Source organism: Paenibacillus sp. FSL P4-0113 (genome assembly GCF_038009305.1).
Taxonomy (GTDB): Bacteria; Bacillota; Bacilli; order Paenibacillales; family Paenibacillaceae; genus Paenibacillus; species Paenibacillus polymyxa_D.
On sequence record NZ_JBBPAZ010000001.1, the window covers coordinates 4763416 to 4786862 of the forward strand.

General features: G+C 51.0%; 17 protein-coding genes. All 17 read left to right on the forward strand.

Annotated features, from left to right (window positions below):
* The first annotated feature begins 8 nt into the window (after window positions 1–8).
* Window positions 9–1835 (forward strand): sensor histidine kinase, encoded by a 1827-nt coding sequence (locus tag MKX46_RS20760; protein WP_341071716.1) that lies wholly within the window; start codon window positions 9–11, stop codon window positions 1833–1835.
* A gap of 16 nt (window positions 1836–1851) precedes the next feature.
* On the forward strand, window positions 1852–3444 hold the full coding sequence (locus tag MKX46_RS20765) for a response regulator (RefSeq protein WP_341071717.1): 1593 nt from the start codon (window positions 1852–1854) through the stop codon (window positions 3442–3444).
* A 122-nt stretch (window positions 3445–3566) separates the two neighbouring features.
* On the forward strand, window positions 3567–4922 hold the full coding sequence (locus tag MKX46_RS20770; RefSeq protein WP_341071718.1) for an ABC transporter substrate-binding protein: 1356 nt from the start codon (window positions 3567–3569) through the stop codon (window positions 4920–4922).
* Between the two features lie 33 nt (window positions 4923–4955).
* Window positions 4956–5861, forward strand: coding sequence for a carbohydrate ABC transporter permease (locus tag MKX46_RS20775; RefSeq protein ID WP_341071719.1), 906 nt, complete (start codon window positions 4956–4958; stop codon window positions 5859–5861).
* Complete coding sequence (locus MKX46_RS20780) at window positions 5858–6784, forward strand: carbohydrate ABC transporter permease (RefSeq protein WP_209950065.1); 927 nt, start codon at window positions 5858–5860, stop codon at window positions 6782–6784. The genes MKX46_RS20775 and MKX46_RS20780 overlap by 4 nt, the downstream gene beginning before the upstream one ends.
* A gap of 167 nt (window positions 6785–6951) precedes the next feature.
* On the forward strand, window positions 6952–8061 hold the full coding sequence (locus MKX46_RS20785; protein ID WP_341071720.1) for a M24 family metallopeptidase: 1110 nt from the start codon (window positions 6952–6954) through the stop codon (window positions 8059–8061).
* Between the two features lie 68 nt (window positions 8062–8129).
* A complete protein-coding gene (locus tag MKX46_RS20790) occupies window positions 8130–9653 on the forward strand; it encodes an Ig domain-containing protein (protein ID WP_341071721.1) in 1524 nt (507 codons plus the stop codon).
* Window positions 9654–9699: 46 nt separating this feature from the next.
* Window positions 9700–10908 carry an NAD(P)/FAD-dependent oxidoreductase gene (locus MKX46_RS20795; protein WP_029516050.1) on the forward strand — a complete coding sequence of 403 codons (1209 nt, stop codon included), beginning with the start codon at window positions 9700–9702 and terminating at the stop codon, window positions 10906–10908.
* Window positions 10905–11906, forward strand: coding sequence for a proline racemase family protein (locus tag MKX46_RS20800; RefSeq protein ID WP_341071723.1), 1002 nt, complete (start codon window positions 10905–10907; stop codon window positions 11904–11906). The genes MKX46_RS20795 and MKX46_RS20800 overlap by 4 nt, the downstream gene beginning before the upstream one ends.
* A gap of 63 nt (window positions 11907–11969) precedes the next feature.
* Window positions 11970–12857 (forward strand): dihydrodipicolinate synthase family protein, encoded by an 888-nt coding sequence (locus MKX46_RS20805; RefSeq protein WP_341071724.1) that lies wholly within the window; start codon window positions 11970–11972, stop codon window positions 12855–12857.
* 15 nt (window positions 12858–12872) lie between these two features.
* On the forward strand, window positions 12873–14309 hold the full coding sequence (locus MKX46_RS20810) for an aldehyde dehydrogenase family protein (RefSeq protein WP_341071725.1): 1437 nt from the start codon (window positions 12873–12875) through the stop codon (window positions 14307–14309).
* Window positions 14302–14616: a (2Fe-2S)-binding protein gene (locus MKX46_RS20815; RefSeq protein ID WP_318627062.1), complete on the forward strand. Its 315-nt coding sequence runs from the start codon at window positions 14302–14304 to the stop codon at window positions 14614–14616. The genes MKX46_RS20810 and MKX46_RS20815 overlap by 8 nt, the downstream gene beginning before the upstream one ends.
* Complete coding sequence (locus MKX46_RS20820) at window positions 14613–14948, forward strand: (2Fe-2S)-binding protein (RefSeq protein ID WP_029516055.1); 336 nt, start codon at window positions 14613–14615, stop codon at window positions 14946–14948. Before MKX46_RS20815 ends, MKX46_RS20820 begins: the two co-directional genes overlap by 4 nt.
* Window positions 14945–16168 carry an NAD(P)/FAD-dependent oxidoreductase gene (locus MKX46_RS20825; RefSeq protein WP_341071726.1) on the forward strand — a complete coding sequence of 408 codons (1224 nt, stop codon included), beginning with the start codon at window positions 14945–14947 and terminating at the stop codon, window positions 16166–16168. Before MKX46_RS20820 ends, MKX46_RS20825 begins: the two co-directional genes overlap by 4 nt.
* An 86-nt stretch (window positions 16169–16254) precedes the next feature.
* Window positions 16255–18555 carry a beta-L-arabinofuranosidase domain-containing protein gene (locus MKX46_RS20830; RefSeq protein WP_445671746.1) on the forward strand — a complete coding sequence of 767 codons (2301 nt, stop codon included), beginning with the start codon at window positions 16255–16257 and terminating at the stop codon, window positions 18553–18555.
* A gap of 436 nt (window positions 18556–18991) precedes the next feature.
* Complete coding sequence (locus MKX46_RS20835) at window positions 18992–19936, forward strand: stalk domain-containing protein (protein ID WP_341071728.1); 945 nt, start codon at window positions 18992–18994, stop codon at window positions 19934–19936.
* Window positions 19937–19940: 4 nt separating this feature from the next.
* Entirely contained in the window at window positions 19941–23201 is a 3261-nt protein-coding gene (locus tag MKX46_RS20840; protein ID WP_341071729.1) for a DUF5704 domain-containing protein, read from the forward strand.
* Window positions 23202–23447 lie beyond the last annotated feature (246 nt).

Genomic DNA, 23447 nt, shown 5'->3' on the forward strand with positions numbered 1-23447 from the left:
ACAGATGAATGGGAGGCCGGGGTCGTCAAAAGTTCGCCGGGATTCCTACAATCCGTGGGAAATTTATTGTACTGACGCTGGTACTCACCGTCATTCCGATGGTGGTATTGACCTTTACCTTTTACCGGATCGCGGCCCATTCCATCGGTGAGAAATCAGAAGCATTAGCTATGCAGTCTCGGCAAATGAGTGAAAATTACGTCAATGCGACGCTTTCCGATTTGAATGACCTGACCAATGCCATTCTCAGCAATCCTGATGTGCAGTCCATGCTGGAGACCAAGCCGGAAGATGATTATGAATATTTACGGAACGATGAAACACTCAGTATGGTTGTCCGTACGCAAACCCAGACCAAGCCGTATATCACGTCCTCTCTCATATATGCCGCCAATGGCGGGCTCAAGCATTCTCTCTATCAGGGGAATGTTTCGGTCCGTTTTGGCGGCCTTCCTACATTAGAGGAAGCACGTGTGTACTATCGCCGCCTGCTCGCCGAGCGGCCCATGATGTGGATGGCTCATTCGCCGTTTGAATCAGGACGCGGGATGGCGAGGGATCGCATCTATGTGGGGAAGCTACTTCGAAAAACGACTGGAGATTACGCACCCCTCGGATTTTTGCTGCTGGAAATCGACAAGGCTAGTCTGTTTCGGGGGCTTGCTTTTCATGAGACAGACGGCAATACCCAGATGTGGGTGCTGGATCAGGAGGGCGAGCCTGTATACCGATTGCCGGAGCAAAGCGTTGCGGATCAAGCGCTATTGCGGCAGATTGCTAAATCGGCTGTGGATAGGCCAGTGCTTACGAAGGACTGGAGAACATGGAACGGTCGCCAAACGATGATCTCTTACGGCCCGTTAAATGAAGGACAATGGACGCTGCTGCAAAAAGTCGATCAGTCTGTGCTGTTCGAGGATGCGCGGAAAATTGGTGCCTGGACCATCTGGACTTTTCTGGTTGCACTGATGCTGGGCTGGATGCTGTCTTATCGGCTGAGTGACACGATTCGTCGCCCCCTGCTTCAATTGAGCCGATTAATGGCGGTCGATGGGAGTGTGAATGCTACAGGCTCAGCCCAAGCTTTCGAAGCTCCTACTTCCGTTGTTTTTAATCCTAAGGATGAGGTAGGGCAGATCGGGGAGCGTTTTCTTCATATGATGCAAAAAAATCATGAACTGTACGATCAGGTCTACGAAGCGTTGCTGTCGCGTAAGCAGGCTGAGTTCCGCGCGCTTCAGGCGCAGATTAATCCGCATTTTTTGTACAACACGCTGGAGTCACTGAAGGGAATGGCATTGGCGAATGGGCAACGGGATATGGCAGAAGTAATCGGTGCCTTCGGTAAATGTTTTCGCATTTCACTAAGTTATGGCCGAGAGCAAATCAGTTTGGGACAGGAAGTTGAGCATGTAAGCGCCTATGTGAAGGTGCAGCAGTTCAGGTTTAGGAATTCGTTCGAGTGGATTTGCGAGGTAGAGGAGGATATTTGCGGATTTTATGTACCCAAACTAATCCTCCAGCCGCTCGTCGAAAATGCTATTTACCACGGTTTAAAAGGGCGCACCGACCATGGCTATATCATGTTATCCGGCACAAGGGAAGGGGATATGTTGCGTTTGACGGTCAGTGATGATGGGGGCGGTATTGGAGCCGAGCGTCTGGACGATATTCGGAAGTCGCTAGATGCCGAGCGGGGAAGTGCTATTGGCTTTGGACTGCGCAATGTACATGAACGGCTTCGGCATTATGGTCCGCAATATGGACTGTCCGTGACAAGCGAGCCGGGTCAGTACACCTCGGTTACCTTACTGGCACCCATTCGAACTGAATAAGAAAGGGGAGAAGGGCATGTACCGGCTGCTGATTGTGGACGACGAATATCATATTCGGGAAGGACTGAAGCTGATGGTGGCGGAAAGTGGCCTGTCAGTGGAAGTCAGTGATGTGGCGGGGGACGGCGAAACGGCATTACGTTTGTATACGGAGCAGCGACCGGACATGGTTTTACTGGATATTAATTTACCGGATATGAGTGGACTGGATGTAGCCAAAACCATTCGGGACAAGGATCAGCAGACCCCGTTATTATTCCTGACAGGGTACGAATCTATGACGTATATTCGTCAGGCAGTCTCGCTTCAAGCGGTCGATTATTTGCTCAAGCCGGTGACCAGCGAGGATTTCGAAGCGGCATTGAGCCGGGCTGAGGATCGTATTGCGCAATGGCGAAGAAGCGAGGAGGAAGCGATTCACCGCCATCGTTCATTGGAGCCATTGTACAGGGAGCATCTACTGCTGGATTTGCTCCAGCAGCGGCGTCCTGCAGCCGAGGTCATTCGGGAGATGGACGGGCTGAGATTTTTCGGCGAGACGAGCGGGCCACCTTATACCGTGCTGTGCTGCGAGCTGGAGGAGGCGTCGCAGCAGGAGGCAGCCGCCACTAGCAAGCCATACGGTTCCATGCATAAAAGCAGCCATGTATTCGCCGAGCTGGCTGGGGAGGCTGCGGCAGCAGCCGGGGCGAAGGCACACAGTGCAGCGGTTTCCCGCGATCGGCGTGTTGTGCTGCTGGCGACGGCATCTTGCAGGGCGGCGGAGCGGGCGGCACAGCAGATTCGGCAGGCCGTGCAGGAACGATTGAGTCAGGGCGTGTCCATCGGGATTAGCCGTCCTGTACAACGGATGGAGCAACTTCCCGAGGCGTATGAGGAAGCCGTGCAAGCGGCGGAGCATCGGGGGTGGGTGGGCTATAGCCAGATCATCCCCTACGAGAGCATTCAGGCGGCCGAGCCAAACAGCAGTCAATTACTGGAGAAGGAACTGCTGATGATTACGGAAATTCGAGCCGGTAATGATGCTGCCGTACATGCGATTTTACAGGAATGGTCAGGACAGTTGGCAGGGTTGCCATTCAAGCAGGTGAAAATGATCGTCACCCAGCTCGTGCTGTTCGTCATGCGGATCGTTCAGAGTGATGCATCTGTAGGACAAACGTCCATGCAGGAGCATGACCCGTTGTTGGAGCTGTCCCGATTACGACATGGGCCCGAGATGGTTGATTATGTATCGCGCTATTTTGTTCGGGTGGGTCGTCATGTCCGAGAATCACGCGAGAAGGGTATTCCCCGCAAATTCCAACGGGCCAAGGAATGGATTCGCGAGCATCTTCAGGAGGATGGAGGGCTGAACCGTCTGGCAGAGTACATGAATATGAGCCCCAAATATTTGAGTGCCCGTTTCAAGCAAGTTACAGGTGAAAGCTTCGCAGACTACCAGACACGTGTTCGCTTTGAGCGGGCCCGAGAACTGCTGCTGGACCCGAGTCGCAAGGTGGCGGAGGTAGCGGAGCTTGTGGGATTCACAGATACGAACTATTTTAGCATTGCCTTTAAAAAGCATACTGGACTGACCCCGACGGAGTTTCGTAAAACATTTTTGTAAACGCGCTGTTAAAAAATCATACCAAAACAAAGAGAGTCTGGAGTCGTTGGGTGGTCGGCTCTGGGCTCTCAGCGCATAATAGGCTTGTAAGGAGAAACCAGTTCAGGAAGGGGCCGGTTGATTTGCTGAAACGAAGGTTACGGACATGGATGGCTCTCGTGATGACGGTGATGTTGACAGGGCTGACGGCTTGCAGTGGTAACGCTGGCGAACCGGCAAATCCCAATGCGGTCGAACTCAAGTTCATGTACTGGGGAAGCAATGACGAGAAGCAGGCGATGGAAAAAATGATTCAAAGCTTTAATGCATCCCACCCGAACATCCGGATGAAGGGCGAGCATGTCCCTGGTGACTACACGACGAAAATTAATACGTTAATGGCTGCCAATCAGCTTCCTGATATCGCCTACCTGGGCGATTCCCTCACAATGAAATGGGCAAGTGAAGGCAGACTCCTGGATTTATCCTCTTATTATGACGAATATCCCGAATTAAAAAACAAGCTCAAATCCTCCTATCTCTACAGCGAACCCGGCAAGTCGATCGGAAATTACACCGCATTGGAAGTGATGCAGTTATTTTACAACAAGGAGTTGTTTACAGAAGCAGGGGTACCCGTCCCTCCGGCTGATCCTGAAAAAGCGTGGACATGGGATGAATTCCTGGAAATTGCCAAAAAGCTGACCAAGGATCAGAACGGCAAGCATCCGGGGGACAGTGGATTTGATCCGAAAAATATTGTGCAGTACGGCTTTGCCTTCGGCAATGACCGCAGCTCCTGGGGACCGCTTTTGGCGAGCAACGGCGGAGGTTTGACTGACAAAACGGGCAAGAAGTACACCCTGAACAGTCCTGAGTCGGTGGAGGTTTTTCAGAAGCTGCAGGATCTGGTGTTCAAGGAGCATGTTTCTCCTGATTTGATCCAGCAGCAGGACATGCCGTCTAATACGATTCGTCTTCAGACGAGGAAGGTCGCGATGGTGGTGGACGGAACCTGGTCCCTGCTTGATTTTTCGAACAACAAGCAGCTGCAATGGAGTATCGGCGTTCTGCCGAAGCTAAAAGAGCCCAAAACGATGATTGTTGCGGGAGCCACGGTCATTTTCCAGAGCACCAAGCACCCGAAGGAAGCGCTCGAATTTTATTTGTACCATAACAATCCCGAAAAGGTGGATCTGTTCAAGTCCGGTCTTTGGATGCCTATCGAGGAAAAATACTATACCGATGAGCAGGCTATCCAGTCATGGACGAACAATGCCGCACATCCACCGGAATTTCAAAAGGCTGGCATTGAGTATGCCAGAGATTATGCGATCAAGCCGTCAACTTCGACCCTTCGCAACTGGCCTGATATCGGTTCCAAACTGACCCCGGGGCTGGATCTGATCTGGACGAACAAGAAGACGCCGCAGCAGGCGCTGGATGAACTGGAACCTATCATTCAGCCATTGCTTCAAGGCGTATACCCGGATGAATAATGCGGCGGGACAGCTGCGAAAGGAGAACAGCCCATGAAGCGACCAAAATCAGGAATGATGCGCATGGAGCGAAACTGGGGTCTGCTTTTCGCGCTTCCTGCCATCCTCGGATTAATGATTTTTACAATTGGACCGATTGCGGCCTCATTCGTATTCAGCTTAACCGATTGGACGATTGGTGGACAGATGACCTTTATAGGATTGGATAATTACCGAACCATTTTGACCGAGGATAATACCTTTTTCCAATCCATGTTCGTGACTACTTATTATGCACTGGGCAGCGTACCTCTCGGCTTGGCGGCGGCTTTTATCATTGCGCTGTTATTAAATCAAAAGGTGAAGGGTTTGTCGGTGTTCCGTACGATTTATTATCTACCTACCATTGTACCGAGTATTGCCAACACGATGCTGTGGCTATGGATGTTCAACCCGGATTTTGGACTGTTAAATTCGCTGCTGGAGGGCGTTGGACTGCCGGGGAGCAAATGGATTTATGACGAGAACACTGCAATACCCTCGCTGATCATGATGAGCACCTGGGGGATCGGGAACACGGTCATTATCTTTTTGGCGGGACTTCAGTCGGTTCCCACTCATCTGTATGAAGCAGCTGAGGTAGACGGCGGCAATAGGTGGCATAAATTTTTTCACATTACCATTCCTTCGATGACACCAACCATTTTCTTCAATCTGGTCATGTCTTTAATCAGCACCTTTCAGGCCTTCAATCAGGCGTATGTTATGACCAACGGGGGACCTAACAATTCAACGTTGTTCTATGTGTTCTACTTGTGGCGTACGGCCTTTACGGAGACTAAAATCGGCTACGCCTCAGCTCTGGCTTGGATCTTATTTTTCGTCATCATGGTGCTTACCGTCCTGATTTTCTCCACGTCCAAAAAGTGGGTTCACTATGAAGGAGGGGAACGTTCATGAATCAGGTCACTTCTTCTGTCAATTCTTCAGAAACACCACATCATCCGCTTCCACAGCCTGAACGCTCCCGTAGTCCTGCTACCCCCACCCGTTCCAAACCATTCTCAATCAGCCGTGTTGTACTGTATATCGTTTTAATGATAGGCAGTGCGTTAATGCTGTTGCCATTTGTATGGCTCATTCGTAGCTCTCTGATGGGGACATCGCAAATTTTCGTGTTCCCGCCAGAGTGGATACCCTCTCCTTTTCAATGGAGCAATTACCCGGAAGCGCTGACTTCAGTACCGTTCGGCAGGTATTTTATGAATACGTTCATGATTGAGGTGTGTGTGCTGGCAGGAGTGATGTTGACCTCGATTGTGTCGGCGTTTACCTTTGCCCGCCTGCGCTGGCCTGGACGTAATCTGATTTTTTCCCTGCTAATCGGGTCGATGATGTTGCCTTACGCGGTGACGTTGATTCCCACTTTCGTGATGTGGCGTGAGCTGGGCGGGCTGAATACATTTTTGCCACTGATTGTTCCTGCATGGTTTGGTGGAGGGGCGTTTAACATCTTCTTGATGCGACAATTCATGCTGACGATCCCGCGCGATCTAGACGAAGCGGCTTATATGGACGGAGGTACGCCTCTGACTGTACTCTGGCGTGTCATTATTCCTTTATCTTCGCCTGCATTGATCGTGATCGGAATATTTACATTTATTGATGTGTGGAACGATTTTTTGGGCCCGATTATTTACTTAAGTGACGAAAAGCATTTTACGCTCGCGCTGGGGCTAGCGACTTTCCGGGGATTGAACAATACCAACTGGCCTTACCTGATGGCGGCTTCCAGCACGATTTTGGCTCCGATCGTCGTGATATTTTTTATAGGGCAGCGTTATTTTATTGAAGGCATCACATTGACAGGGATTAAAGGCTAAAAGGAAGCCGTGACGCGTTGGTGTATTTGAAAAAGAGACGGAGAATTGGACGCAGGACTTACGGGAACGACGGCAGCGAGAAGAGTATACATGTGTTCAAAAGCAAGTGGAGAGTGTGGGCTAAGACATATGCCTTGAAAAGAGATGTGGAATAAGGAGGCGTACGAGTGAAAGAGGAAGACAGTCAAAAGACAAAACCGTTACAGGGTGTTCCTGGCAGACTGGCCCGGTTACGCTCGGAATTATCGGCTCTTGGGATAGATGCACTACTTATTACACATGGGCCTAATCGAAGATATATGACCGGATTTACAGGCTCCGCTGGAATTGCGCTTGTTACACAGGAAGAGGCCTTTTTAGTGACGGATTTCCGCTATATGATGCAGGCAACAGATCAGGCAACGGAATATTCAGTGATTCGGCATGAGGCGCAAATCTTCCAGACCATCGCTGATCTCACAAGTAAGTTGGGGGTTCGTAGACTGGGTTTGGAGAGCAGGCATGTCTCACTTCAACAGTCGGGACAGCTTCAAGCCGCGCTGGGCTCGTTGGAGTACGTGCAAACGGAGGATGTCATTGAACGGCTGCGCGATGTGAAAGACGAAGAAGAGATTCGCACCATTAGCGAAGCTGCGCGTATTACCGATGCTGCCTTCTCGGAGGTGCTGAATTATATTCAGCCTGGGGTCACAGAGCGACGAATCGCGGCAGAGCTGGAGTATCAGCTTCGGCTCGCAGGCGCGGAATCAGGCGGTTTTGCGTTCATTGTCGCTTCGGGTGAGCGCTCGGCGTTGCCGCACGGACTGGCCAGTGATAAGGAAATTGGTCAGAACGAGTTTGTCACGATGGATTTTGGCGCAAATGTGCGGGGTTACCTATCCGATATCACGCGTACCGTAATCGTAGGCCAGCCCTCAGAACGACATGAGAAATTGTATGCCATTGTGCTGGAAGCAAATATGAAGACGATTGCAGGACTTCGTCCCGGCTTAAGCGGTCGGGAGGGAGATAGTCTGGGGCGGGATGTGATTGCCTCTTACGGCTATGGGGAGCAGTTTGGTCACGGGCTGGGCCACGGCTTTGGTCTCGAGATTCATGAGCAGGTACGGCTGTCCCGCGAAAGTAAGTCGGTGCTCGTACCGGGTCATGTCATTACCGTGGAACCAGGCATTTATATTCCAGGCTTCGGTGGGGTTCGGATTGAGGACGATGTGCTGATCACAGATGACGGTGTCAAGGTACTGACCTCTTCGCCTAAGGAGCTGCTTTTGTTATAAAACGCAGTCGCGCTATAGGTAACTATCATCGTTTGCAAGTCATTCAAAAATGAGATGGAGGGAATCAAATGAACACGCATAAAAGACACACCAAAATATGGCTGACTGCGCTAGCGGCTTCTCTCATTGTGGCTTTGACACCAGCTATTCCGGGTCAACAGGCTTATGCCGAGGCAAAATCGGGTGTAAAAGTCGTCGACATTTTTAGCCGGACGGTGAACGATTATGGTATAGATCTGGTTGATTGGCAAGGATATCTGGCGAACCCGTATGTAAAGCTAAAAGTGAAGCCGCCAGTGGATGCTGCTTTTCCGGTGACGGTTACGCTGACTGCGCGGGGCACGTCCCGGCTGATGATGGATCTGCCAAGTACGTTGTCGGCACAAGGAGCAAGCAAAACGTTGACTTTTGCCAATGCACAGGAGGAAAAAGATTTTCGGCTAGCCATCCATCCTGACCGGATTGGAGGAAACGGTGAAATAGAGAATTACACGCTGTCTATGTCTGTTGCTGGAAATGATGGTCACACGACCGCTCAGTCCATTCCGATTCGCGTGTTGGATCAGGACGATAATAAAGAGCCCACAGTTCCTCTCCATTTTGACTACAGATTCGATACGATCAAGCCTTATTTCAATGATGCAGCTACCAAAAAAGCCGCAGAGCTGGCGGTAAAGGACTGGTTCTATTTCTTTGATCTGGCTCCTTTCGATGAGGTTCCTGCCAAAGCGGAGGTAAACCATCTGCCAGGAGACGACTGGCAAAATGAAATACAGGTGACAAATGATAAGCCCTACAAAGGCATGTGGGTGTTTATGAGAGGGCTGAACGGGCCGTATTCTACGGGCTTTCCGGCCACAAACGGCAATTATCATACACGTAACGGTGTGACCGTCCCGGGGAACCTGAACCGTTCCTATAGCTTGATTCTGGATTTCTATGATGATGCGATTCCATTCACATCCGTGGACGATGAAGAATGGTATCAATCCGATCTGTCCAAGGTGACGGATGTGCATGGGCTGATCATGCATGAATTCGGTCATGCGATTGTGTTCAGCGACACATTCCCGGGTGTCAGAGCGTTGAAGGAAGCGGCGGGCAATGACCCTGATATTATGGCTTATCAGCACAGACCGGCTGCATTGGATGACAGCTATCATCTATCTGGAGAGCTTGCAGAAGTCGACAGATTGAGTGGACAAAATGGAGGCTGGCGCCATCTGTTCCCGACCCGGCGCTGGATGAACACGAAGCTTTCGCTACTGGTAGCAGAAAAAGCGGGCTGGCCGCTGCGTAAGGACCTGACTCCTTTCCTCGCGCCAGAAATCATGACGAAGGAATTGCCAGCACCCGTCAAAGGCAAAGCGTACACGGCTAAGCTGGAGGCCAAGGGAGGGGTTCCGTTTTACGATTGGACGGTGACAGGCGGTCAACTGCCCGCAGGGTTGACACTGGACCGTTTTACAGGAACGATTAGCGGAACAGCAGACAGCGGAGCAGGCAACAAGACGTATACGTTCACCGTACAGCTGCGGGATTATGATGAGCTGAGCAAGCCTGTGACACAAAGCTTTACGCTCAAGCTGTAAATAATACCTCACAAGCAGATTAAAACGGTCGAAGGGAGGGAAGCGAATGAAACATGATGCCGCGGATCTGGTCATTGTAGGCGGCGGAATCATCGGTACAGCCATTGCTTATTATGCGGCTAAGTCCGGTATGAAGGTCGTGCTGGCTGAGCGAGGGGAGATTGCTGGAGGCACTTCGTCCCGTTGTGATGGCAATATATTGGCAATTGATAAAGAGCCCGGGTTTGACAGTCGAATGTCGTTGGTATCGCAGGAACTCGTGGCAGAGCTGGCTAGGGAACTGGAGGATGAGTTTGAGTATCGTGCGCCTGGCAGTATTCTGGTCTGTGAAAACGATCAGGAGATGCAAGCGGCTGAGCAGTGGGTAACCCGTCAGCAGCAGGAAGGACTTCCGTTTCGCATGCTGGATCAGCAGGATTTGCGACAGGAATGGCCGCATTTAGCGAAAGATTTGCCGGGCGGACTGGAGTGCGCGACAGATTCCACTGTGAATCCGGTGTTGATGACGTATGCACTGGCCGAGGCCGCGCGTCGAATGGGAGCCAAGTTATTACCGCGCATGCCGATACAGTCCATCCTTCAGGACGAAAGGGGGAACGTCCGCGGGGTGGAGACGCCTAATGGCGTTATCCATGCAGGTGCAGTGGTATTGGCGGCAGGTGTGTGGACACGCAGCATCGGTCATTCACTCGGTTTGGACCTTCCGATCATGCCGCGCAAAGGACATATACTGGTGTCTGCCCGAATGCCTTCCATTGGGAACCGCAAGGTAATGGAGTTCGGCTATCTGATGAGCAAGTTTGGCGGTCAGCGGTGTGTGGATGAGCTTTATGAAAAATACGGTGTCGCGTTGGTATTCGAGCCAACCGCATCTCAAAACATTCTGATCGGCAGCAGCCGTCAGTTTGTCGGTATGGACACACGTGTCGATCAGCAGGTGATTCGCTTAATCGCCCGCAGAGCCATTCGTTTTTTTCCTGCTTTAGCCAATGTACCGCTGATGCGGGCGTATACTGGCTTACGTCCATGGACACCTGATCATTTGCCAATTGTATCAGCGGTGGACGAAGTACCGGGGCTGTTTATCGCTTCTGGCCATGAGGGGGATGGCATTAGTCTTGCGGCGGTTACGGGTAAGCTGGTGACCGAAATGGTACGCGGCGAACCCACTTGCATTCCGGTGGAGCCGCTGCGATATGACCGATTTGGAGAGGTTTTTACCAACCACGAGGTTCACGGGGAGGTAACCGGATGAGCGTAGCGGGCAGAATTACTACGATTGATACCCATACGGGAGGCAATCCGACGCGGACAGTCATCCACGGCGCGCCTAAACTGGTAGGTCGTACGATGCTGGAAAAAATGACTTATATGGCAGCACATCATGATGATTTTCGCCGTTTGCTGATGTTCGAGCCGCGTGGTCATGAGGTGATGTCAGGCTGCATTTTAACAGAACCTTGTCATCCTGATGCAGATATTGGTGTGGTCTTTATAGAGACCGGTGGCTATTTACCGATGTGCGGTCACGATACGATTGGAGTATGTACGGCGCTGATGGAGGGCGGACTGATTGCTGCGGATAAAAAAGCAATATTGCTGGACACTCCGGCAGGCCCGGTTCAAGTGCAACTGGAGGTGGATGCGGGCAAGGTGCGACAAGTAACGTTCACAAACATCCCTTCTTTTGTGTACCGCCGTGAAGTGGAGATTCAGGTAGAGGGCATCGGGCAAGTCACGCTGGATATTGCGTATGGAGGCAACTTTTACGGCATTGTAGAGGCGGCTTCCATCGGTCTTGCACTGGAGCAGAGCCATGGGGCAAAAATTGTACGAACAGCGGTGCAGATTCGGGAGGCAGTGAATGCGGTTGTTGAGGTCGTACATCCTGAAAATCCGGTTATTCAAGGATTGACACATATTGAATTTTACGGGGAGCCTGTGGCTCCACAGGCCGATTGCCGCAATGTCGTTGTCATCCCACCGGGAGGTATCGATCGTTCTCCTTGTGGCACAGGAACCTCGGCCAAGGTAGCGGTGTTGCACGCCAAGGGAAAACTGGGCTTAAATGAGCCGTTTGTACATGAAAGCATCACAGGTTCCATGTTTCGGGCTGAAATTGTGGGCGAGACGCAGATAGGTCCTTATCCAGCAGTCATTCCACAAATTACAGGTTCGGCTTGGGTGACGGGACATCATCAATTTGTGTTGGACCCCGAGGACCCGCTTAGAGAAGGATTTTTGCTGATGTGAGCATTTTGCATCATTCCCGAATGCTGAATATGAAAATAAAGATGGGAAAGGGTTGGTAAGCATATGGCACGTTTTGAAGGTGTATATGTGGCCTTGGTTACACCGTTCACGGCAGAGCTGGAGGTAGACCATAAGCGTCTGACCGAGCTGTGCGAGCATCTGATTGCAAGCGGCATTAGCGGACTAGTTCCTACGGGATCGCTGGGAGAATATGCGGCTTTGTCCCCGGAGGAACGGTCGCAGGTTGTGCATATCGTAATTGACGCTGCGGCAGGGCGTGTCCCGGTTGTTGTCGGCTCGGCAGCTCCGTCCACCAAACAGGCGGTGCATTGGATTCAGCATGCGAAGGATGCTGGGGCTGCGGGTGTCATGGCACTGCCGCCCATTAATTACAATCCACTGCCTCACGAGGTAACGGCCCACTATGAAGCATTGTCGGAGGTAGGCTTGCCGATCATTGCGTACAACAACCCCCATGATTACAAGGTTGATTTGACTCCAGATATTCTTGCGGACTTATCGCGAATTGAAAATATCGTAGCAGTCAAGGAATTTTCCGGTGATGTACGGCGTATTCACGCTATTTTGGATCAGACAGAGCTGGAGGTCATGGTCGGAGTAGATAATCTGGCGATGGAGGGGGCATTGTTCGGCGCGACAGGCTGGATTTCGGGGGTGCCTAATGCGTTGCCCAAGGAAGGGGTAGAGTTGTTCCGACTTGCGCAGGCGGGAAATATGGCGGAAGCGTCCGCGTTGTATCGCAGGCTGCTGCCACTGTTCCACTATGATGCCAGCCCGCAATTGGTACAGTCCATCAAATATATGATGGAGCTGGCTGGATTTCCGGTCGGTCCGACACGTCCGCCCAGACTTGCGCTGCCGCAGGCGGATTATGACCGCATTCGCGAAGCATTTGAGGTGGCGGTTCGTCCGAGCGAAGTATCATCCTGAATGGAGGTGAAGACGATGGAGAGCCGAAATTGGATCGGCGGTGAGTGGCTGAGCCCTTCCGGCGAGGAAATGGTGGTTCACAATCCTTCGGACTTGAAGGAGGAGGTGGGAGTCGTCCATTTTTCAGAAACGAGCGATATTACACAGGCCGGGCATGCGGCACGGCTGGCTCAGGCGGGATGGGCCGCTTTGAGTCCCGCAGCGCGGGGAGTTTATCTGTTCAAAGCAGCCGGGTTACTAGAGGCAGCATTACCTGAATTGGCTGAACTGGCCAGCCGTGAGATGGGCAAGCCGATTACCGAGATGCGCGGAGAGGTCATGCGAGGTGTCCATCTGCTTCGGTACTATGCGGCCGAGGGCGTACGTTCCATCGGTACAGTCATTCCTTCGAATGAGCCGGGAGTGCTCCAATTCACAAAGCGCATTCCGCTAGGTGTAACGGCTGTCATTACGCCGTGGAATTTTCCGGTAGCTATTCCGCTATGGAAAATCGCTCCTGCACTTTTGTGCGGAAACACGGTCATCTGGAAGCCTGCCGAACATGCTTCGTTAACTGCAGTACGGGTCGCCGAGCTATTCGAGGCGGTGCAGCTTCCGCCCGGCGTACTGAACTTAGTCATTGGGCAGGGTAACCGTATTGGCGATGCCTTATTGGAGCATCCGGTACTGGATGCGGTCAGCTTCACAGGTTCTACCGCTACAGGTTTGGGCATTGCCGAGCGATGCGCGCGCCGTAACATGAAGTACCAGACCGAGATGGGCGGTAAAAATGCCGCCATTGTGCTGAAAGACGCGGATGTAGCACAGGCGGTGGCGATGATTGTCAGCGGAGCTTTCCGTTCAGCCGGGCAAAAATGCACGGCCACCAGTCGGGTGATCGTGGAACAGTCTGTCTATGAGACGTTCACGGAAGCCTTACGCCAAGCGGTGGAACAAATACAGATCGCTCCGGCGCTTGACCCCGGTGCGTATCTTGGACCTGTGGCATCCGCAGGTCAATACGAGAAGGTCATGTCCTATATATCGCTGGCCCGCCGGGAAGCCGAGATTTTGGCCGAAGGTGGAGCCGCCGCCGGGACAGAGAACGGGTATTATGTGCGTCCACTGGTGGCGACTGGACTCAATTCGTCCCATCCGTTGATTCAGGAGGAGATTTTTGGACCTGTGATGGGGGTCGTGCAGGCGGACGACTTCGAGGATGCGATTCGACTGTGCAATGATTCTATTTATGGATTAAGCGCCTCTCTATTCACCCGCGATTTGCGGTTGGCTCATCGGTTTCTGGATGAGGCGAACGCCGGTATGGTCCGGGTTAATCAGGAGACGGCTGGTGTGGAATACCAGGCTCCGTTCGGCGGTCTGAAGCAATCCAGCTCACATACCCGGGAACAGGGCCAGGCGGCGCTGGATTTTTATTCAGCGATTAAGACCTGCGCGATCAGCTATGAGTAAGCGGGCGACGGGACGAAGTGAGACGATTGGGAGCGCATCAGGTCATTTGCTCGTATGTCGCTGTGAAGAAGTGAGTATCGCACAGATGGAGCAGGCTTGCCGCATGGGTGTGGACACCGTGCGCCAGCTTAAAATGGCTACGCGGGTGACGATGGGGGCATGTCAGGGTAGGGTATGCCGACAATTGGTGGAGTCATGGTTTTACAATCAGGTTCCTGCTGCCCGCCGGGAGGCGGAGCTGTTATCCCAAAGGCCTCCCGTGCGTCCCGTAACGTTCGGGCAGCTGGCAGAAGGAGGTTCTTTATGAGCCGCACGCGCATTGTAAATCATCCTATTTTGGGACCAAAGCCGGAGCGTCGGCAGGTATCTTTCTTTTTTGACGGTCGTCCCATGCAGGGATTGGCTGGAGAGCCATTGGCAGCAGCACTGCTGGCCAGCGGTGTCCGTTTGCTGAGAAGACATGAGGAATCCGGTACGGCCAGAGGTGTATACTGCGCCATTGGGCATTGTAACGAATGCCGCCTGACGGTTCATCCGTTCGGTACTGTCCGTTCCTGCCTGACCAAGCTGGAGGAAGGTATGGTGGTGGAAACCGGGCGGCAGCTTTCGAATGAAATCACAGGGAGAATTGTGACATGAATGAAATGGCGCATCTCATCGTCATTGGAGCGGGTCCCGCCGGATTGTCCGCAGCGGTATCGGCTGCTGAGCATGGATTGCCAGTCACGGTACTGGATGAGTTTACAGAGCCGGGTGGACGTATGCCCGGGCAATATCATGAGGAGGGGAGTCAAGGCTGGTGGGTTGGAAAACATGTTTCGGATGAGCTGATTACCCGTTGCGGGGAGCTTGGGGTGGACATTCGCTGCGGCGTTTCCGTGCATGGTATGGAATATACAACAACGTGGGAAATTTCCACTTCCTGTGGATTGTTCACTGCGGATTACGTATTGCTAGCGACTGGAGCTGCCGAAATTCCCGTTCCGCTGGATGGCTGGACGTTACCGGGCGTCATGTCTATCGGGGCCGCGCAGGTGATGACCAACGTTCATTACGTCAAGCCAGGAGAACGCGGCATCATCGTAGGCATGAATGTATTGTCGATGGCGATTGCCCGCGAGCTGTCTGTCGCCGGGGTGAAGGTGGCGGCAATTACACTGCCGTGCGCTAATCCGCTGGCTGGTGCGGCGGCAGATCCGACAGCCTCCGCGAAGCTGCTGCTTCAGCTATCGGGGCTAGCTCCTGCCGCCTGGATGCGTGCAGGCGGCAGGCTGGCAGCTGCGATGCGGATGGAGAAACTCATCGCGTGCTGCTATCCCCATAGAGGCTTCCGTCTGTGGGATATCCCGATCCGGTTGCGGACGGCGGTGCTGTCCGTCAACGGGCAGGACCGGGTCGAATCCGTGACCCTGGTCCACGTCAAACCGGACGGCTCGCCTATCCCTGGCAGCGAGCGCGTCGAACCCGCCGACTTCGTGGCGCTCAGCGGCGGCTTGTACCCGCTCGCTGAGCTGGCGGCGGTAGCTGGGTGCAAATTCGTGTACAGCCCTGAGCTAGGCGGGCATGTTCCACTGCACGGTGAGCGAATGGAAACCTCGCTCAAAGGGCTGTACGTTGCCGGCAATATTACTGGCATCGAAAGCGGGCTGGTCGCGATGGCCCAAGGCCGATTAGCCGCCGCTTCTATGCTCGATGCCGCTGGATTCGGCGGAGCAGGCGGGGAACAGCGGGTGCAGGAGGCGATCCGTGAGGTCCATTTTGCACGTAAGCATGCGCTGATTCAGTTTCATTCCGGCATTACAGAGGCGAGAACGCAGCTGTACCAGCAGTGGGGGCAAACCTTTGGCAGCGGCGCGTAACGGCTCGTTGTGTTTGATATGCGTTTTTTTGTCCCAAATTCGTCTTAAAGGAGGAACGGAAAGTGACTCTTAAAGCAAAAGCCCATATGAAAGCAAGACCGTTCGCACTGAACGAGGTGGTATTGGCTGAAGGTCCCTTCAAACAGGCGATGGAGCTGAACCGATCTTATCTGTTGGAGCTTCAACCAGACCGTCTGCTGGCGCGTTTTCGGGAATATGCCGGACTTACGCCCAAAGCGCCTCAATATGAGGGCTGGGAAGCGATGACTATTTCCGGTCATACACTGGGACATTATTTGTCCGCTTGCTCCATGATGTATGCTTCAACGGGCGATGAGCGTTTCAAAGAAATTGCACATTACATTACGGATGAGCTGGACGTTTGTCAGACGGCGCATGGTGACGGATATGTATCCGGTATTCCAGGGGGAAAGGAACTTTTTGAAGAGGTATCTGCCGGAAATATTCGTTCGAAGGGCTTTGACCTGAACGGTGCCTGGGCCCCCTTGTATACACTACACAAGTTATTCGCTGGCCTGCGGGATGCGTATCATTTGACAGGCTGTGATAAGGCATTAGGTGTAGAGCGCAAACTGGCGGACTGGCTCGAAGGAATTTTGCAGCCGATGAGCGATGAGCAGATGCAGCAGATGATGTTTTGCGAATATGGAGGCATGAATGAGGTATTGGCGGATTTGTATGCGGATACCGGGGAAGAGCGCTACTTGCGGCTGGCTGAATGCTTCTGGCACAAGCTAGTGCTGGACCCGCTTAGCTCGCAGGAAGACTGTTTACAGGGCATTCACGCCAACACACAGATTCCGAAGCTGATTGGGCTTGCCAAGGAATATGAGCTCACGAATGACACGAAGCGCCGGAAGACGGTGGAGTTTTTTTGGGAGCGGGTGGTGGATCATCATTCGTATGTCATTGGCGGGAATAGCTTTGGAGAATATTTTGGAGCGCCGGATGGCTTGAATGATCGCATCGGGCCTCATACGACGGAGACGTGCAACACCTATAACATGCTCAAGCTGACAAATCATCTGTTTCAATGGAATGTTTCCGCCAAGGAAGCCGACTTTTATGAGCGAGGTCTATTCAATCATATTTTGGCCTCGCAGGACCCGGTTCACGGGGGCGTAACGTATTTTCTGTCGCTGGCGATGGGCGGGCACAAGCATTTTGAAAGCAAATTTGACGATTTCACATGCTGTGTTGGTACAGGGATGGAAAACCATGCGAGCTACGGCAGCGGTATTTATTTTCACGATCACGATAAGCTGTATGTCAATCAGTTCATTGCTTCCACGCTGGAATGGAAGGACAGAGGCGTTACGCTAAAACAAAACACTTCCTATCCAGATACAGATCATACGACGCTGGAGATTCAATGCGATCAACCTGCCTCATTTACGCTACTCATCCGCTATCCATATTGGGCTGAAAAAGGAATTACCATTCGTGTAAATGGCAAAGAACAGTCGGTTGTATCGGAACCGGGCAGCTTTGTCTCTATCGCCAGAACGTGGATTGACGGGGATGTTGTAGAGGTGACGATTCCGATGTCGCTGAGGCTGGAGCAGATGCCGGATAATCCGGATCGGGCGGCTGTCATGTATGGACCGTTGGTGCTGGCAGGCGACCTTGGACCCTTAGAAGATCCTAAAGCCAAGGAGTTTCTCTATACACCGGTATTTATCCCTCAAACGGAAAAGCTGGATGCCTGGATACAGCCCGTGGAGGGCAAGACCAATACGTTCCGTACCTTGAATGCAGGGCATCCCCGGGATGTGGAATTGTCTCCTCTGTATAAAATGCATGACCGTACGTATTCCGTATATTGGGACATTTTTACGAAGGAAGCGTGGCAGGAGGCGGAACAGGAATACACAGCGGCACGCGAAAAACTGGCGATTCTGGAGCAGTGTACGATTGATTTTGCCCAACCTGGTGAAATGCAGCCGGAGCGGGATCATAACTTCCAGGGAGATGCCTCGACTCGCACCGGATATGTGAATAACCGACCTTATCGGAATGCGGGAATTGACGGTTGGTTTTCTTTCGATTTAAATACAGATCCATCTGCTCCGATGCTGTTGGTCATTACCTACACAGCTACGCTGGAAATGCCTAACTGCGGTTTTGATATTTTGATTAACGGTCATCCGCTTGAGCATTTTAGTGAAGGCTTTGATGAGGCCGATAAGTTTTACAACGTGAATGCCGCTATTCCGGCTGCATATCTGGAAGGTAAGGATCAAGCGACGGTGACTTTCAAGGCCAAGCCGGGACAGCGTATCCGCAGATGTTTTGGGCTGAGGATGGTCAACAAGAACGTGTATGAGCAACTCTATCAAGCTGGAAGTTCAGGTATACATGAATGATCTTTGAAATGTTTCGTGAGAAAAAGTAACGTTTGATTTTTCGTCCGGTATGATTTATGATATAAGAAATATTGGATGATGCTGGAATAATCCATATGGTGGTATGAGTTGATATATTCATAGTTTTTTGCGCGTGAAGCACACGGGCTGTTTCTTCCTTCATAGGGGAGAGGCAGCCCTTTTTTGTTGATATTTTGCGGAAATATAAAACTTTTTAATGAGTCAGTTCTATGATTGAGGGGGAGGGATTGCTTTATAGAGTCTATTTGTTTGGAATACTTTGTATTAGAAGTTTTTCTTATAGATTTTGTAAGAGGGAAACCCTATAATATATAAGTTGTATCCAGTATTTTCCGAAAGTGGGGATGCGATAAGTTTATGAAATTAGAGATGATATACATAGTTTAAAGTTTAAGCCGACAAAGGGGATAGAGAGATGAGTATGAAAAAATGGATGTTGAGTTTGACCGCAGTCACGTTGCTATGGGGCGCGACAATTACGATTCCAACGACGGAGGCGGCAAGCAGCACCAAGCCCATTGAAGTCTTGTTAAACGCGAAAAAAATACAGTTTCCAGATGCTAAACCTTTTCAGGATAGTAACGATTATGTGATGGTTCCGATTCGTTTTGTATCCGAAGCGCTAGGGGCTAAGGTAGGCTGGGAGAAAACAGGCGGTCAATTGGCTGTGTCGATTAAAAATGATGCCCATGCTGTTAACATGACAGTGGGTCAAAACACCGCTACCGTGGATGGGCAGACCAAAACGTATGAGACGAAGATTATTTTGAAGCAAAACCGTACTTTTGTGCCGCTGCGGTTGGTAAGTGAGGGTCTGGGGCAAACGGTGGAGTGGGATAAGGTCAGTCGCTGGGTCTGGATTGGAAAGAAGGAAATTGCTGCGCTGGAGGATACGGGGCATCAGGTGGTGAGTATTGAGCCGTATAAGAAGGCGTTCACGTCTAACCCATATCTTTTAAAAGATGCCCAAGGAAAAGTATATGACAAAGTGATGATTTTCAAAGTTTCTGACCTGCCTCTAAAGCTAGTACGTGACGTTTACAGTATTGAACCTTATACCAACACAAAAGGTACGCCTTACCTAAGAATTAGAGCCAAAACTAAATCTACCGCAGGGAATCTTTTCTACATCTCAAAGAATAATGATACACGCTATCGTTATGCTGTTGAAGAACTGACTACGGACAACGGCGATGGTACAAGAATGTTATATTACCCTATTTATTCATCAGGAGATGAGCTTTTTAACGGGATTAAGAACTATAAATCCTTTAAGTTGCGAGATATTGAATATATCGGATTCCGCTTGGCAGCAGATGACTTTATTCCGTTGATGGTCAATCCGTGGAAAGGAAATTAGACTGATGAAGAAGGCCAAACGTATTATGGTCGTATTGCTGGCGGGGGTTCTGTTGCTATTGCAACTCCCGCCTTTTTATTTTCCCATTGACAAAGTAGCAGCAGATACGGAAGTTACGCCGCTCTCCTATTTTGCAGATAAGAATGATCGCTACTTTGTTGGTATGATGTACTTTGACATGTGGAAAAATAGCAGTAATATATGGGTCACCGATCATAAACAACCCAACAAAGGTATGGATGGGGAGGCCACTTTCACATACAAGTTTCAATTTCCAGGAAGGAAGATTAAAAACGTTGAGGCTCGACTATATACGGCATCAGATCCATCCAAATATTTTAGTGAATCGCGACAAGATAGCTACGCAGAATACAGTGATTCTATAAGTCTTGGAACGACCGATGGAAATATTCGTCCTTTTCAAAAGAAAGGAATCGGCACGGATACTACAATTATTCCGATAACTGTAAACATGAAATTGAATGCCTTTAGACCTAAAAATATCAAGGATGAATCCTGTCCGAATTGTGCTGCTAATGTTGAAGCGTACCGCATTTACCAGCCCATCCTGTTCAAGATTGAACTGGAGAGTGGTCTAATCGTCAAGCATTTTACCACTGACGGAAAATCTCTTAACAACGTATTTACACCATTAGAAGATGAACTGAAAGCTGATCAACCGTATGATTTTACCCCGCCAACCAACCCGAAATATGAGTATGTGGGTTATAAGAAAAGCACGACAGGTAAACCGCCAAGCGGAGATATTTTGCCGGGAATTGTACCCGGGTTTACCTATGACGGTTCTTTTGAACAGTTTACCGCTTACTTGTATTACAAAGAAGCTCAGGGCTGTCCTAAGCCTGGAGAAAGCCAAGAGGGAGCACCCTCGGATTGTCAAGATCATGAACAGCCAACGAAAGGTGTTGTCTGCTCCCGCCCCGTTCCAGGTCTGCGCTTGGAAACTGCCGAATTGGACCCGACAGTATCTGCCGTTATTAAAGCCGATCAGCGAGGCGCGTCACGTTTTGATGTAGCCAAGGGTATTCCAACTTCTGAAAGCCTGTACGGAAACGTGCTGGCCCGGAATTACCTTTTTCAAAACACCTACCAACAGCTCAAAGGCGAGTGCACCTACAACGTCAAGCTGAAGCGCACGTATGATCTGGAATGGGAAGATATCAACGATACCCGGCACATGAAGGTCGTGGAGTATTACAAATACGAAATTGTGAAACCGTACTCCTACTGGGTGATCGACAACCTTGAGGTGTACGGTATCAAGAACGCGCAGCTACGCAACTATGCACTGCCGGGAGGTAGTATTACGATTCCACCAAGGAATTACACGCCGCCGTCTGTAGAATCAGCGACCAACGGAAAATACTATCCGGCTCCTTCTCCGGGCATCGTCGATGGGGGTTCACTTTATATTTATGGCGGCAAGAGTATGCCGAAGGTGCCCAATGAACAAAGATCACTGGAGCCTGTGGCCCAGAAGGCTACACCAGACGTGGAAGTTGAAAACGATACTGTGAAATTCAACGGTCAAACGATCATGGACCACCAGCGTGTCAAGGAAAAGGGGCCGACTCCTGGCAAAATCCCTGAACCCGTAAAAATCGGGTTGGATATCCTGTACAGCCCGGGCCATATGATTGAAAAGCATAAGATCAATAAACCCAATACGCCCAGCAGCGGTGACATCACTTACGCTATTCTCAAAGGAAATATCAATGGAGGTGCGGATAAAACGTTCCCGATACAGGGAATTAATACGGTGACTGTCCACACTCCCGTAGTGAATCTGTCTAAAGTGTCGGACGATGCTGCTCATAATCAGAAAACCCAACCTACGAAGGGACGATCCGCACTTATTTTGGAGCGACCTTTCCGGGTGACGATTTCAACAGCGGGACCACATTTGGATATTCCCGGATATGGTGATCGGGAGTATGCCAAATATGTACGAACCAAGCAGGTTCGCTTTCCGTTCGATGTGTACGACAAAGGAAAGACGCATTTTTATCCGCGGGGTACCTGGATCGACATTCCAGTGCTGCAGCTCAACACAGACTTTTATCTTCCCGTGTGGGTAGATGAAGGCAACTACACAGTTGAGTTCCGTACCATTGCCGAAAATGCACCGGACGGGTTCACTGAACAGCGCCATGCCAACACGGATATCGCCCATCATGTCGCCAATGATGTGGTAAATATAGAGGTCATCGGACGGATGTATGATTTTCATATCACGGATATTGCCGATTACCATTGGGAGCGGGTGTTTCGGCAACGAAAAGGGAGCCCGACGCATAGCGGCCTGTCCTATTGGACGGGGCTTGGCAATATTGACGGGTTACCGAGAGGGAACCAGGAGCCATTCACCTTGCCCATTCGTCCCGGCAGTCACCCACATGAAGGTTATGCAAATGTGTCGGTCAAGACAGGCTATCATTTCAAGTTTGATCTCAAAACCAAAGGCAATATGTTTAGCGCCAAGGACGGTATTCGCATCACGCCATCGTTTTATTGGGTGAGCAAAGATGGGCGACAGCGGGGAGAGGTGGATCTGTATACACACTCCGGCAACCGGAAATTTATCCGTTTGGGATCGGCGGAGGACCGGGAGAAGCGATATGTTATTTTGAATGAACGGCTGCGCAATGTGCCGATGGAGGAAATGCAGGACACGGGAGCCTACCAATACAAGCATGAGCTGAGTGAAGCACAGCAAAGCCAGTCGACGCTGGAACGCTATGTTTCTCTGTATGCCCACCGTATTGCACGCAGCAAGACCTGGATTGGACGTTACGACTGGCTGGTGCTGCCTGCGGCTGTGCGTACCTTGATGGGTCCGAAGACAGACCTGCCGGATGGGGTCAATGTGGATCGCGCTAATGCGTCGATTCAGCGCTGGTATGGTGAATATAGCCTGCCTGCTGATGTGTACGCAGTCACCAAAGGCACAGATTTGCGCGAGGTCAGTCGCCGTCAGGAGCTTAACGAGCATACGGATATATTTAAGAAAACAGGCTTTATCGTCGTTCGCTTTAATTTGGAGTCACTGCGTCAGGGTGACACCGAGCATCCGCATTTACAGTATATAAATGGCCCGCTATTGAACCAGTGGCAACTGGAGGGTTACCGCCGAGAGATAAAGGACCCGTACGGGCATACCTTTCATTTACAGGACGGGGATGTAGTATTTTATCATGCGGATCAGTCGAGCAGGGACGATTTCAGTTCATTTGTCCCTCACTAGGTTGCAGTAATCAAGACGAATCCTAATCCGTAACTAGCGCGAAAAATACGAAAACGGACAATGGGAACAATCCACTGTCCGTTTTTTATTTCCTTTTGCGTTTATGCGAATATTTAGACCTATCTTCAGCCCTCGACATGCCGTTTTCATACAGTCTTGGTGGGGGCTGTTTTATTTGGAATGAGTAAACAACACGGATTTGTGTAGGGAAATCCTCGGATATTTAAACGCGTTTGAGGGAACGGC